Here is a 13,811-nt window from a genome sequence, read left to right on the forward strand (position 1 = left end):
TTACCTTTCATTCGGGTTGTCGTCGGAGCGCTCATCGGCCTCAGGGCCGAAAGAGCGCACGATTTCGATTAGATCGCTAAGGTCGTGCTCGTTCTCGAATATGCCATCTGGGCCATCGGCATCGATGACCGTGAAAGGCGCGTCGTAGAGCCGCTCGACTGAGATCGTGCCGTAGCGGGCGATGTGGTTCTGCAGAAGTGACAGGAAGCGGGTTTGCTTAGCTGTCAGTTTTGGATGTTTCTTAACGAACGCACTGAATTTCTCACGAACGGCCTCCGGCTCCATGCCGACGATCGATCGTATGGCAAGGAAGAGCGGCACAGCCGTAGCACCGAAGAATTCCTCAAGGTGCGAGCGCTGCACGTTTGGGTTTTGCGTCAAGATGAGTGAAACAAGCGCATCGATCTCACGATCCGAAACCGGCTCGCCGACTCTGATCTTCTTGAGTGTCGGATCGGTCTCAAAGTGTTTCTTCAGCTCGGATTCAATGAGCTGCTCGTATGCTTTCATATCAACCGTCTTGAGAGTGGTCGACCTTCGCGCAAGCTGCATTTGGCTTGCGTCCTCAGTCACGTCGATTACCTTGGGCGGGACACCACCAGAACCGCCACGTGCACGGTGGTGCATGATCTCGCGCAGTGGCACGCGTATTTCTTCAAGGTCTGCGACGCTCACTTCTGTCCAGAACACATCAGATTTCACGAGCTTGATGACGTCGGCCTTATCGCGCACCGGGTTGAGGTGCATTTGAAGAAGCCCGAGGCGGTCTAGCAGTTCGATCTTCAAGTCTGAGACAGCACCGGAACCGCGCAGGACCGCGATCTGCATCCGCGCGATCAGGAGATCAAGAGCAAACGCGTCACTCTTTCCGCGGATATCCCGCCACTGCATGAGCGGCGCGATCTCTTGGCGCAGGCGTGCCACAGTGGACGGCGCGAAGTCCTTTAATAGCCCTGGCTCCGAGAGCGTCCGCTTCTCTTTCCATTTCTCACGAACCGAAATCGACTCTTCCGGCAGGTCTTCAATGTCTTTCGCGATCAGGTCGATGATCTGCTCGGCGATATTGGGTTCACTCTTGTCGAAAGCTGTTTCGGCCAGCTTGAGTCGCTCTTCGAATACCTGCTGCGCGAGCGGCTTCGACTGGGTCGGTTCGGCGGGCTTGAAGCCCATCTCGAAGCGCGCGAAGTTTCCCCAGTGATCGAAGATGCGGAAGACACTTTTGTCTTCGCCGGGACCAAATAGGTCCTTCTTAAGGCGTGTCCCACGGCCGATCATCTGCCAAAACTTCACCGGCGATCTGACTGGCTTCGCAAACACCAAGTTCAAAATTTCGGGGATATCTATCCCGGTATCGAGCATGTCGACCGAGATGGCGATCGTGAGATCGTTGTTCGCCCCTTCTCCCTTGAAATCATCGATCAGCTGCTCTGCTCGCGGATCGTAGTTATCAATAACCTGACAGAACTTGCCAGCATATTGCGGGTACATCTCATCGAAGAGCTGCCGCATGATCATGGCGTGCTGGTGATTACGGGCGAAAATGATGCTCTTGCCCGGAACCTGTCCGGCCGAATCCCTTAGGCCATTTTCCATGAGGTTTCGCAGGATCGCTCGATTGGTATCCTTGTTAAAGATGATCTTGTCGACTTGCTCGGACGAGAAGTCATATTGCGAAGGGTCCTCGCCCTGAGATTCGAGTTCCTCGATCTGCTCCTGAGAAAGTCCATCGAGGCGGATACCATCACGTAAAAACTGCGTTGTGTGTTCGAATACCTCGAAGGGAGTCAGGTAGCCTTCTTCGACCGCCTGATCCAAATCGTAGTTCGATGTGGGAAGTTGTCCTTCGCAGTCGAACAAGCTGAACGTGTTGCGAGTCACGAAGTGGACAGGCGTTGCTGTCAATCCGACTTGGTGACAGTCAAAGTAATGAAAGATGTCGCCATACACGTTGTAGATACTGCGGTGCGATTCATCGGCGATAATGAGATCGAAAAAGCCAGGATCGAACGACTGGAATACCTTCTGCATAGCCGGATAGGTCGCAAGGAAGACTCGCTCGCTTGCGTTGGACTTCACTCGCGAGGTGACGATACGCGTCGGCTCTGACAGAAAATCATTGAAAGCGTTCTTGGCCTGCTTGCGCAGCTCTTTGCGGTCACAAAGGAAGAGAACGCGTTTCACCCAACCCGCCCGGATCAGCAAATCCGTAAGAGCGATGGCCACGCGCGTCTTTCCGGTGCCGGTCGCCTGCACGATCAAGGCCTTCCGGTGCTTGCCAGTAAACCGCTCGGACACCCTCTTGATGGCCTCAAGCTGGTAAAGGCGATCTACTATCGCGCCGTTGATCTCAATGGTGTCGAGCGGCTTTTTCTGTTGCCGCTGATAGTTGGCGAGATGCTGCAGACTGTCCTTTGAATAGAAGCCATAGAGCTTGCGGGGTGGATAGCCCTGCGCATCATCCCAAATCCAGATGTCGAACCCGTTGCTGTAGAAGATCACGGGGCGATGAGCGTATTTCTTCTCTAGGCTGTCCGCGTACAGTTTGGCCTGATGACGCCCGCTTTCGGCATCAACAGCTGTCTTCTTCGCCTCGATCACGGCCAGCGGATTGCCGTTGTCGTCCCAGAGGACATAGTCCACATAGCCGACACCTGTCTTTGTCGGCTGACCGTCCACTTCGACTTCCTTGCCCACCTGAGGGGTGTTCTTGAGCCCTTCGCCAACATCCCAGCCGACGCTGGCCAGCAGGCTATCGATCAGGCGGGTTCTAGTATCCGCTTCACTAAAGTGCAGCTCGTCCGCCGCACTCTGTGCTGAGGCGGCAAGCTTCTTGAGCTCCGTCGCTTCTTTTTCGGCCTCTGAAGCCTTTGCGCGGGCTTCCTCCAACTCGGCAAGAAGCGCATCCATCTGGGCTTCCTGTGCAGCTAGCTTTTCCAGAATTCGGCGCTTTTCCTTAGCCTCTGCCTGCCTTGGCGCGGCAGGCTGAACAAAGGCGGGCAGCTGGTCAGCCTTTTGCTTGCCGTACTGTATGCAAAGCCAACGGGCCAGATCATGCGCCTCCTTAAGGAGCCACAGGGCGTGTTGCGTTCCGACAGGTTCTCCGTGAGCCGCCTTGTTGCCATGTATCCGCAAGGCGTGGAGCTTATCGAGTACGACCTTGGGCGTGATGGCCTCGAAGGCATCATTCTTCAGAAGATCGACAAATGTCGGCTGCTCTGGCTTAGGAAGCTTCAGATCGCGATATATATCTTTGGTAAGGTTCTCGGCGTAGAGGCGCAGCTTCACCAGCGCGCTCGCGGCATCGGCGTGCGCGTAAGAGTCAGCGAGCCCCCCGAGCTCTGCGAGCTCCGGCCATCTCTGCCGAAGAATTTCGAAGTTTTTCGATTTCATGCCATCGCCTCGTCTAGCGCGGCATCAAATTCAACCCGGTTAGCAACCACCACCGGAATCTCATGCGGATTGTCTAGCTTGTCGGCCACGTCGAGACGCAAGCGCTTTTGGAAGTAGTAGAGAAGCGCCTTACGTATAGGTACCTTCGCGCTGTCACCACTCATCGCATAGTCGTGAGCGATCACGGCCTGCTGGTTTTCGCTCAGCGCAGGGTTTGGAGACAGTTCCACCGTAAAGTGTTCATTCCAAAGAATATCGTCAGCTGCAGACGCTCCCGCTATATTTGGATTCCGAGTCTTCAGGCAGCGCGAGAGAATGAAGTCTTTGAACTTGGAGTCGACATGACAGAATGCCCGAACGTGCCATCGAAGCCCATCATTCCCCAGAGCATGCGGCGAAATTCGTCGCCACTCTGGTGCCGACCTGTTGGGGTTCATCGACTGGTATCGGATTTCTAGCGACTTCGATTCCCGTATTGCCGTCAACAATTCGCGCAGAACCGAGACATCAATGCTGCGATGAGGGACCGGCATTGCGTCGAACTCGGGAGCAGCAGCAAGCCAAGATTCTTCGGGCCCGTCTAGCGTCGTAGCTGAAGTACGCAGATGAGCCAGGTATGCAGACGCGTCCGGCTCTAGAAATACCGGCTTGAACGCATCAGAGGCACGATAGCGTTTGGCACTCTTGTCGTAACGAAGGTTGCCTGGAGCCTTTTCTTCATAGAGTGTAAGGTCCTTCGAGGCCTGCGGCACGGAAACTCCGAACTGGTCGATGATGTCAGCACGGTTGATCCCGCCCTCCCAAAAGAGGCGGAACTCGATAAACTCCAACCGTTTTTCAACACCCCAGCGCATCGCTGCAATACTCCATCTTTACGGCGCGCACGTTCCTGCCAAGAACGTCGATTGCCATATTTACTATATGGGTATAGTTTATATACTCATCTTCGGTGATGTCAAGAGATTTTATATCGTTCTACAGCAAGGCAGTGGACAACTTCGCTGGGTTAGAAAGTTCCTTGCGACAACTTCGACACCAAAGGCAGCTGCTGCAGCCTCTCGATGACGGTGCCACTTGGAGCTGACAGATCGATCGTCACAAACCTAAGTCGATGCCCCTGTATCAAGGCCGTCTCATCGACGTCCGTACCGACGGAAGGGTACACAAGCATGCCGTCTGACGTTATGGACAACGGATCGTCCGGGCGCTCCTGGCTGCGCAAGTAGGCGTAGAGTTGATATAGATGTCCGGTCTTGAAGCGACTGCCACCGTGTTGAGACTTCGTAAGCACCTCGGTGAACTTGGTATCGATGATGATCCGACGCCCCTGTTTCGCGTTCTCAAGAATGATGTCTGTGATCATGATCGGAAGGTAGGCCGCGATACCTGTCGAGGCTGCTGCAACCGGCCAATTGTATTGCTTGCCCGGAAAAACGCGCCATCCCTCTTCTCTCGGAAGCTCGGCCGCGAAGAAGTTGCCGATCGCCTTCTCGAAGAGCTTCCGGAACTCGGTTTCATCGTGCTGAGCCTTCAAAAGCGACCGCGCCCCAGCGCTTTCGGTCGGCAGCACCAGGTCGAACACGGCGCGCGCAAGCGAGACCATCAATCGATCATCGGCTTCGTGCCGGCCGATCTGATCGGATGCGATTTCAGCGCGCGATGGTTTTTCGCCTGCAACGCCTGCTCGTCCCAAGGCATGTGCAAGCGTCCGGCACCGATGCGCGAGATCAGCATCATCGAGCCAGCCTGACAGGCTCGACAACGCCGCCCGAACGAGCCGATTGCGCGGCGTGTCGATAGTGAGCTCTTCGAAACGGCAAGCGACTTGCCCCTTTCGAAAAAGGTCTCGTGATACGGATTCCAGGATGTCGATACGCCCACGAACGCGGCGAAGGGTTTCTTCTTTCCGCCGATATCCAAAACTCAAGTTGCGGCGCAGTCGTTTCTCGGTGGCATAGCACAACAGCCGCGCAACAAGGGTCTTAAAGTCAGGAGAGGTTTCCACCTCGGCTTCGAAGCGGTCTCGAAAACGCGCAAGCCCAGAGGCGTAGAGGAATAATAGCCAGACATTGCGCAACGGAATTTTGTCCAGAGCCAATGGGACGGCGTCATCGTCGTACTGCTCTGTAAGGAGGGCTTCCATCAGATGCCTTCGAGAAGGCGGCGGGTGGAGGATTTCGCCTTGTCGGGATTATCGAACCAGTACTCCTCTAGAAGCGGACTGATCTCTGTCTCCACGACCTGCCGGAACCAGTCGCGCGCATCACCAATCGGAACGCTGGCACCTGGAGTGACATAGCTGTGACCGACTTTGAACTGTGCGCCGAGGGCGCGGTCGTTGGCAATTTCTTCATTGAGTTCAGACATCAGGCGCCGAATGTCTTCGACGGCATCGGCGTCCAGGCCGGCCTTCTCAATACACCACGCCTTCCAGTGATCGTTAAGCATGGTTTCCAACGTGATGAAGGCAAAGCGACGGCGGAGCGCCAGATCGACAAGCGCTAGTGAGCGGTCGGCGATGTTCATCGTGCCGATCACAAAGAGGTTGTCAGGGATATAGACGCGTTCGCCGGTCTCACTGCGATAGGCCAGCTCGATCGCTTCGTCTTCACGACGCTTGTCAGTCTCAAGGAGCGTTAGCATCTCCCCGAATATTTGGGCGGGGTTTCCGCGGTTAATCTCTTCAATGATGACCACGAAGGGTCGATCACGCTCAGCGCGCGCGGCTTCGACCGCTTCAAGAAAGACACCATCCGCAAGCTTCAGTTGACCGTTTCCGTCAGGTCGCCAGCCGCGGACGAAATCCTCGTAGGATAGTGATGGATGGAACTGGATGGCACGCATGCGCTTGCGCGTCACCTTACGATCGCGGGTGCCGATCAGCGCGTAGGCAAGCCGTTTTGCCAGCCAAGTCTTGCCGGTGCCGGGCGGTCCTTGAAGGATGAGGTTCTTCTTCGAGCGTAGGCGTGCGAGCGCGTCATTCAGGCTAGCTTCCGGCAGGAAGCATCCGTCCGAGACAATATCCGGGATATCGTAGCGCTCGAATGCGGCCTCTTCGGTATCGGCTTCAGCTTCTTCTTCCGCGATCTGGAGGTCGGTCACTGTGTCCGGCGCCTTCCGGTACTTCTTCGCCCAGTAAGGTTGGCGTAACCAGAATTCGTAATCCTGTTTCTGATCACCGAAGGTAAATCTGACAAGCCGACGCGCGAGGTCGTCTGAAACGTCAGCCTCAACGATCGTGACACGGTAGGTATAGAAATACCATTCTTTGGCATCTTCCAGAGGCGTCCAATCGACTTTGACCGTCTTTCCGTCCTTGGTCGCTTCTGTCACCGTGCCTATTGCTTTGATGCGCATACACGAGACGGGCTTGTCCTGGTTCTCGAAGGGCAGCCCGTACTTTTTGACGAATGTCGCCTTGATGGCGATGCGATCCCCCGGCTTTATCCGCGCCACGTGGTCGGAGAACTTGTCGTCGTATCCGTTTTGCCAGATGCCTTCTTTTAGGAAGCGGCTGGTTTGGTCATCGGAACCATCCCACAAAGCCCCTACGAACCAAAACCGACGATTAGGGTCATCAAACAATTCGCCTTCCGAATCCGCTTCTAGCGCGGGCGCCGACTCTTCATCATCAGTCGCTGTATCGCGGTAGCGGGAGTGGATTTCCTTGAAGAGCGCTACGGCATCTTCATGGTTGAGAAAAGTTTCCCGTCCTTCCGGTGTTAGTGACCATAGACCACGTTTCTTGCTCTCAATCATGCCGGCCTTGGCAAGATAGAAACGCGCCCAGCCGATCTGGTTTTCGTATTTTGACTGGCCGTTCTTGTTGGTTTCGCCAAGCTCGTCTTCGGTGATGTCGGCTAGCTCGACCACCTTATCCATGACCTGACGGGGCTCGGCCACTCCGCCAAAAAACCTCATAGCATCAAGCACAGGTCCAAAGAACTGCACGAACTTCGGGCCGCCTGCCGGAACATCCGTCTCCTCGTGGCCGTCAGATAGACCCAAATCGTCGGGGGCGTCTGGCGCCCAGGTAAACATGGCATCCTGCTGCTTCTTTACAAAGACGGCGGGGTCATCGACGTCGAAGCCGAACTCACGTGCGGCGGTGATGAAGCCCTCGCGGGCTGTACCATCAAGTGTACCGGTCTTGAGATTGTTTTGATTGACTACAATCGAACTCGGCATCGGCCAGTCCCGCTCGGAAGCGATGCGGACGAGATCGCCAAGATGGGTATTCATCTTGTAGCGAACATTCTTCCAGAGCGCGCCGTTCGCCTTGGCAAGCTCGCCATAGCTTATGAAGCGGCGCTCTCGCGCGGCTGCAAGGATGGCTTTGTAGGTCGTATTTAAATCAAGCTGGTCTGTCATATTGCAAGTCTAACGGTGAAAAAGAAATTCGTGTAGATGATTCATTGACTTATCCAAAGCTTGTCAGCCTGCTTCGCAGGAGCCGTCCGTCACCCCTCACTTGGTTGACGGGGTGCGATGGCGACCAAGATGCAGGCACCCAACACGCCTGCTTTGCTGGTGAGCTCCAGAACCCCTCCACCTGGCATGATCGACCCCAAACAATCTCCCTCCCACGGGTTTCCGCCGCACCAGCGTTGTTCAAAATTTTGTACACGAAACCACCTCACGTCCAGTTAAATGAACACAAACTTGACGATCAAGTTCCCTCTGTGACATGATGTATAGAATTTTGTACGCGAAGCGGTTTCGCGTACAGCTGAATGAACATGACAGGAAGCTACGATGCCTCGCAAGAGAAGCTATTCCAGAGTAACGCGTCAAGCATTGACCATGCTTGGTAAGCTGATCCGCATTGGCAGATCAGAACGCGGCCTGACGGCTCAGGAACTAGCCGACCGCGCCGGCATCAGCCGCACCACGCTCTACAGCATCGAAAAGGGTGCACCAGGTCCCGAGATCGGCATCGTCTTCGAGGTCGCCTCCCTCGTCGGCGTACGCCTGTTCGAGTACGACGAACGCACGCTTCAGATGCACAACGCACGCCTCGATGAAAAGCTCACGCTGCTTCCCAAGAGCGTCCGCCACACTTTGAAAGAGGTCGATGATGACTTCTAAGGCTGAGGCGACCGAAGCATTTGTCTGGATGTGGCTGCCAGGGGCAACCGAGCCGGTGGTGGCGGGACGCCTCGATCAAGATGGTGACCGCCTGCTCTTCACCTACGGTGCCAGCTATCGGCGCCGCAAGGACGCCATCCCGATCTACGAGCCCGAACTGCCGCTACGCGAAGGCGTGATCGAACCGATCAACGGCCTCTCGATGCCCAGCTGTATTCGGGACGGTTCGCCCGACGCTTGGGGACGCCGCGTCATCATCAACAGGCTGACGGGCAAGAAGCCTGATGCCGCCGGCATTCCGGATATCAGCGAGCTCACCTATTTGCTGCAATCGGGGTCTGACCGCATCGGCGCCCTCGATTTTCAGGCATCGGCAACGGAGTATGTCCCGCGCCTCGCTGCAGAAGCCTCGTTCGAGGAACTGCTGGCGGCTGCAGAACTCATCGAAAAAGGATTGCCGCTCACCCCCGCGCTCGATCAGGCACTCAATCACGGAACGTCAATCGGCGGCGCGCGTCCCAAGGCGCTCATCGATGACGGCGAGAAGAAATTCATCGCCAAGTTTTCATCGAGCACGGACACGCACAGCGTGGTGAAGGCCGAGTTCATCGCGATGAAACTCGCAACAGCGTGCGGCCTGAACGCAGCGCCGGTGTCGATCACCAAGGCTGCAGGCAAAGATGTGCTTCTGATCGAGCGCTTCGACCGCATACTTTCCGAGGATGGCTGGACACGCCATGCGATGGTGTCAGCCCTGACCATGCTTGGGCTGGACGAAATGATGGCACGCTACGCGTCCTACGAAGACCTCGCAGAGATTATCCGCCGCCGATTCACCGCCCCCAAGGAAACGCTGAAAGAGCTCTACGGCCGGATTTGCTTCAACGTGCTCTGCGGCAACACTGACGATCACGCCCGCAACCACGCCGCCTTTTGGGACGGCAAGATGCTGACGCTGACGCCGGCCTATGACATTTGTCCGCAGGGACGCTCGGGCAACGAAGCCACGCAGGCCATGCTGATCAAGGGCGATAACCGGATGAGCACTTTGGCAACGTGCCTTGCCGCTGCGCCGGATTATCACCTGAAAGAAGGTGAAGCCGCCGCATTGATCGAAGCACAGATCGCAACGATCGCAGCAAACTGGGATGACATTTGCGCCCAAGCTGAGCTCAGCCCCGTCGACCGGAAGCTGTTCGCCGGACGGCAGTTTCTGAACAGCTTTTGCCTTCAGGGTCTGGACGGCCACAAAGCCCTGCAGGATGCCTTTCATGCCGCACGTGAGACTTTGATCGCCGGCGGAGATGCCTGATATGGCGCCGCCGAAAACCCTAAAGAGAAGCCCACTTTCAGGCGCCGTCCTTCGGCCGCTCGGGCTTTCGTCCTGGGGGGCGGAGCAAACCGATTCAGGCATCAGCTTCCACGGCGGCGCCCGGAAACAAGTACCCTTTTCGGACTGGGCAGGTCCTGCAAAGATCATCAGTACCCTTGGCTTCTCGACCGTCTCGGTGCCGCTCTCTGACGGCACCGAGGTCAAGCTTGCCGGCATCAAATCCAGCGAAGCGACACGTTTCATATCGACCGTGAATGGTGCCTTTCATGAGCACATCACGCTGCAATTCAAGACGACGGAAGAAGAACTGAAGGCGCTGGCACAGGCGATCGAGCGCCTAAACCAGCCGCGGCGCTATCTCGCCGCTTGCCTGCTCGCGCCCTTCCTTGAACGCGCGACCAAGGCGATAGAGTCTCTGCCCGCGCTCATACCTGACGGCGTACTCGGTGACTCTGATCAGCGCCTTCTTGAAGCCGTCAGCACTTTTAAAGATGCGCCGGAGCAGGCACGCAATGCTGCCATCGAGCGCTTCATCGAAACCGAACTCGCCGACATGAAGGCGTTCTTCGACAAGATTGAGTCCAATCCGCTGACACCAGAGCAGCGCCTCGCCGTTGTTACAGACGAGGACGCTACCCTCGTTCTCGCCGGCGCCGGCTCTGGCAAGACCAGCGTGATCGTTGCCAAGGCCGCTTACCTGATCGAGCGGGGCATAAGACAGCCGGAAGAAATCTTGCTGATGGCGTTTGGCAAGGACGCGGCATCTGAGATGGCAACCCGCATCAAAGAGCGCTCAGGCGCATCTGTGGACGCTTTGACGTTTCACGCCCTTGGCAACAGGATCATCCGTGAAGTCGAAGGCACCGGCCCAGCGCTGGCTGACCACGCCAGCGATGACGCGAAGTTTCGGGCACTGCTACGGGATATTCTCGTCAACGAGATCGCCCCCATGGCAGGTCTTGGCACGCTCCTTCTGGATTGGTTTTCCGAGTTCTACTGGCCTTACAAAAGCGAGTGGGATTTCAAGACGCAGGGCAAGTATTTTGAGTGGGTGGAGGCGCACGAGCTTCGCACCCTGAACGGTGATCGCGTCAAAAGCTTCGAAGAGTGGGAAATCTCTAACTGGCTTTACCGCAACGGCATCGCACATGAATACGAGCCCGTTTACGAGCACGAACTACCGGCAGATGCGCGCGGTCCTTACAAGCCGGACTTTCGGCTGACCGAAAGCGGCATCTACATCGAGCATTTCGGCGTCCGAAAATCGCGCGGGCCAGATGGCATGATGCGCCTGACCACGGCGCCGTACATCGACCGCGACCGATATCTCGCAGACATGGCCTGGAAGCGCGAACTCCATCAGGCAAGAGGCACAACGCTGATCGAGACGTTCAGCTATGAGAAGGTCGAAGGTAGACTGCTGGACGGGCTCAAAGAAAAGCTGGCGCCCTATGTCGAGCTCAAGCCCATTCCCGACAGCGAGGTCTTCAGCACCCTGTCCGAGATGGGACAGGTCGATGCTTTCACCCAGACCCTCGGAACGTTTCTGCGGCACTTCAAAAGCGGCGGCGCGACAATCGCGCAGTGCAACACGCGGGGTGAAGCTTCGGAAGACAAGCCACGCAGCCGCGCGTTCATGAAGATCTTCGAGCCGCTGATCGAAGCCTATGAGAAGCGCCTCGGCGACATGATCGATTTCGAAGACATGATCGTCCGCGCAACCGAACACGCAGAGAGCGGCCGCTATCAAAGCCCCTACCGGCATCTGCTTGTTGACGAGTTCCAGGATATCTCCGAAGGGCGAGCACGCCTTCTTCGCGCGCTGAAGGCGCAGCATTCCGATGCTCGCATCTTTGCGGTCGGTGACGACTGGCAATCGATCTACCGTTTCACGGGCTCCGACATTCACCTGATGCGCAATTTCGGCAAAGAGTTCGGCGGCAGCTTCGCCGGCGCCGACGACGTACACAGCACGGTGGATTTGGGACGCACATTCCGCAGCGTTGATAAGATCGCCCACCCCGCGCGCAGCTTCGTGCTGCGCAACCCGGCGCAGATCAAGAAATCGGTCGTTCCTGCGGGAACGGCGTCTGCTCCGGCCATCATGGTGGCCTACTACAGATGGGGACAGGAAGGCGCGGCGCTCAATGCTGCGCTCGAACGGCTGTCCAAAGAGTCGCCAACTGGTACAAGCGTGCTGCTGCTCGGCCGATACCACCATGCAAAGCCCAAAAGTTTTGCTGCGCTCTCGTCCAGCTTTCCGAAGCTTTCGATCCGCTTCATGACCGTGCACGCATCCAAGGGTCTTGAGGCGGATCACGTCATCATCCTCCGCGCGGTGTCCGACACAATGGGATTCCCGTCAGAGATTGTCGATGATCCCCTGCTCGACCTTGTCTTGCCAGAGCCGGAAAATTTCGAGCACGCCGAAGAGCGCCGCCTTTTTTATGTGGCTCTGACCCGAGCGCGGAAGTCTGTCACCGTTCTGGCAGACAGAGAGAAGCCATCGGCTTTCGTCCGCGAACTTCTCGGAACTCCGGAATACGAAGCCATCGAACTCGGCGAGCCAGGCATAGCCGAACATCGCTGTCCTTCCTGCGGCGGGCGAATGCTCGCGCATGCGGCACGTAATGGCGGCACGTATTTCTCCTGCGAGCACCGCAATCTGTGCGGCCAGAAGCTAAGCCCGTGTAGCGTATGCGGCAGCGATTTGCCGATCAGAGACAGCTCGCACCCCGACAAGATGATCTGCAGCTGCGGCGCAGAGCTCCCTGCTTGTCCCGAATGCGAAGACGGATGGCTCGTCGAGCGCAGAGGACGACGCGGCAAGTTTCTCGGCTGCGTGACATATCCAGCGTGCAAGGGTAGCCAACAACTTCCCAAAACCGACGGAAACAACAGAAACCGCTAAGCATCACCTTGGTAGAATAGTCCCTTTGAGAAGCTCCCACGGTCTCCGCGCTTCCTCGCGACCAGTTCCAATAGATCGGACTCTTTGCAGCCGTGCTGCTCCGCGATCGCGATGAGAACTTCGATCATGTCGGCCAGTTCTTCTAGTTTTTCGCCGTCACTGCCGGCAGCGAGGAACTCGCCATGTTCTTCGGTCAGCTTTTCGTAAAGCGCCCCCATCAATTCCTGACCACGCAGCACACTGACGAGTGGCTTGCGGCCTTCCGCAGAAATCAATTCGGGAATGCGATCCCTAACAAGCTTGCCCGATGTCATCTACACGACGCCTTTGAAAATCTGCTCGTTGTGCCAATGGATGTACTGCGGTGTTGGGAGCATTGCCTCGCTGCGCGGAAGAGAAATTTCTTTCTCGTGGAACTCGTCGTTTAGCTTGCGGCCCCAGTCCCCGACGACGCGCTCTGACACCCTGACCTTCATCAACTTGTCGACGGTGATTGCACCAAGATCAAAGAGCTTGTGATGAATGACGCAAAGGGACAGGCCGTTATTGACCTCGTCCGGACCGCCGGCGGAATGCATCTTGATATGGGCTGCTTCAAGTGCAACGGCCGCGCCGTTCATCTTGATGTCGTATTTGCAGACGCAGCACTGCTCGTAATAGGCAGAGAGCACGTTCACTCGGAACCGCGGATCGCGCTTGCGGCGGACGAGAGCCTCGATTTCATCATTGCCGAGATAGAGGCCAACGGCTTCCAGGATGTCTTGGTGCAGGCTCGGCGGAAAATTCCGCTCCAGCAGATTGAGCGCGACATTATCGATGAGCTTGGGGTCGGCCCTGAACGCGGCGAGAACTTCGTCCGAGAACCCCGCCTGAAGCCTTCGGTCGCGGGCTTCGACCAAACTAAGATCGCCCGACGCGTTCTTCTGATGCGGCTCGATCCACCAGATGTTGCTCTTGTCGTTAGCCAGGCGCACGAAGGGATAAGCAACTGTCGTTTTGGCGCGGAACGGCCCGTAGGTTTGGATGAGTGGGCTAACAACATCTTCGGCATCATTAAACGCGATCCGCTCGGCATTCTCGTTCTTCAAC

Annotated in this window: 9 protein-coding genes; 3 read left to right on the top strand and 6 right to left on the bottom strand. The window is 56.8% G+C overall.

All coding sequences use genetic code 11. The annotated features are described in order from the left end of the window. From NUW50_RS20435 to NUW50_RS20450, 4 genes are all read right to left on the bottom strand, one after another. Positions 1 to 3,390: a DEAD/DEAH box helicase family protein gene (locus NUW50_RS20435; protein ID WP_258291039.1), complete on the bottom strand. Its 3,390-nt coding sequence runs from the start codon at positions 3,388 to 3,390 to the stop codon at positions 1 to 3. Next, complete coding sequence (locus tag NUW50_RS20440; RefSeq protein ID WP_258291040.1) at positions 3,387 to 4,244, bottom strand: helix-turn-helix transcriptional regulator; 858 nt, start codon at positions 4,242 to 4,244, stop codon at positions 3,387 to 3,389. Before NUW50_RS20440 ends, NUW50_RS20435 begins: the two co-directional genes overlap by 4 nt. 152 nt (positions 4,245 to 4,396) lie before the next feature. Next, positions 4,397 to 5,533, bottom strand: coding sequence for a 5-methylcytosine-specific restriction endonuclease system specificity protein McrC (gene mcrC, locus NUW50_RS20445; protein WP_258291041.1), 1,137 nt, complete (start codon positions 5,531 to 5,533; stop codon positions 4,397 to 4,399). Further along, entirely contained in the window at positions 5,533 to 7,761 is a 2,229-nt protein-coding gene (locus tag NUW50_RS20450) for an AAA family ATPase (protein ID WP_258291042.1), read from the bottom strand. Before NUW50_RS20450 ends, mcrC begins: the two co-directional genes overlap by 1 nt. Before the next feature lie 384 nt (positions 7,762 to 8,145). Between NUW50_RS20450 and NUW50_RS20455 the strand changes: the two genes are divergently transcribed. From NUW50_RS20455 to NUW50_RS20465, 3 genes are read left to right on the top strand one after another with little or no spacing between them, the layout of a single operon-like run. Then, entirely contained in the window at positions 8,146 to 8,478 is a 333-nt protein-coding gene (locus NUW50_RS20455; RefSeq protein WP_258291043.1) for a helix-turn-helix transcriptional regulator, read from the top strand. Then, on the top strand, positions 8,468 to 9,790 hold the full coding sequence (locus NUW50_RS20460; protein ID WP_258291044.1) for a type II toxin-antitoxin system HipA family toxin: 1,323 nt from the start codon (positions 8,468 to 8,470) through the stop codon (positions 9,788 to 9,790). Before NUW50_RS20455 ends, NUW50_RS20460 begins: the two co-directional genes overlap by 11 nt. 1 nt (position 9,791) lies before the next feature. Further along, complete coding sequence (locus tag NUW50_RS20465) at positions 9,792 to 12,722, top strand: UvrD-helicase domain-containing protein (protein WP_258291045.1); 2,931 nt, start codon at positions 9,792 to 9,794, stop codon at positions 12,720 to 12,722. On the opposite strand, the gene NUW50_RS20470 is transcribed toward NUW50_RS20465, so the two are convergent. Next, a complete protein-coding gene (locus tag NUW50_RS20470) occupies positions 12,719 to 13,036 on the bottom strand; it encodes a nucleoside triphosphate pyrophosphohydrolase (protein WP_258291046.1) in 318 nt (105 codons plus the stop codon). The two genes, NUW50_RS20465 and NUW50_RS20470, sit on opposite strands and share 4 nt — an antisense overlap. Then, positions 13,037 to 13,811: phosphorothioated DNA-binding restriction endonuclease (locus NUW50_RS20475; RefSeq protein WP_258291047.1), on the bottom strand; the 775-nt coding region annotated here is incomplete at its 5' end.

The sequence above is a fragment of the Frigidibacter sp. ROC022 genome (assembly GCF_024723735.1).
Taxonomy (GTDB): Bacteria; Pseudomonadota; Alphaproteobacteria; order Rhodobacterales; family Rhodobacteraceae; genus SLM-1.

What these genes read in the sequence shown, in the direction of transcription:
- NUW50_RS20455 (WP_258291043.1), top strand. Translation starts at nt 8,146, where the DNA reads ATGCCTCGCAAGAGAAGCTATTCCAGAGTAACGCGTCAAGCATTGACC.
- mcrC (WP_258291041.1), bottom strand. Translation starts at nt 5,533, where the DNA reads ATGGAAGCCCTCCTTACAGAGCAGTACGACGATGACGCCGTCCCATTG.
- NUW50_RS20440 (WP_258291040.1), bottom strand. Translation starts at nt 4,244, where the DNA reads ATGCGCTGGGGTGTTGAAAAACGGTTGGAGTTTATCGAGTTCCGCCTC.
- NUW50_RS20465 (WP_258291045.1), top strand. Translation starts at nt 9,792, where the DNA reads ATGGCGCCGCCGAAAACCCTAAAGAGAAGCCCACTTTCAGGCGCCGTC.
- NUW50_RS20460 (WP_258291044.1), top strand. Translation starts at nt 8,468, where the DNA reads ATGACTTCTAAGGCTGAGGCGACCGAAGCATTTGTCTGGATGTGGCTG.
- NUW50_RS20470 (WP_258291046.1), bottom strand. Translation starts at nt 13,036, where the DNA reads ATGACATCGGGCAAGCTTGTTAGGGATCGCATTCCCGAATTGATTTCT.
- NUW50_RS20435 (WP_258291039.1), bottom strand. Translation starts at nt 3,390, where the DNA reads ATGAAATCGAAAAACTTCGAAATTCTTCGGCAGAGATGGCCGGAGCTC.
- NUW50_RS20450 (WP_258291042.1), bottom strand. Translation starts at nt 7,761, where the DNA reads ATGACAGACCAGCTTGATTTAAATACGACCTACAAAGCCATCCTTGCA.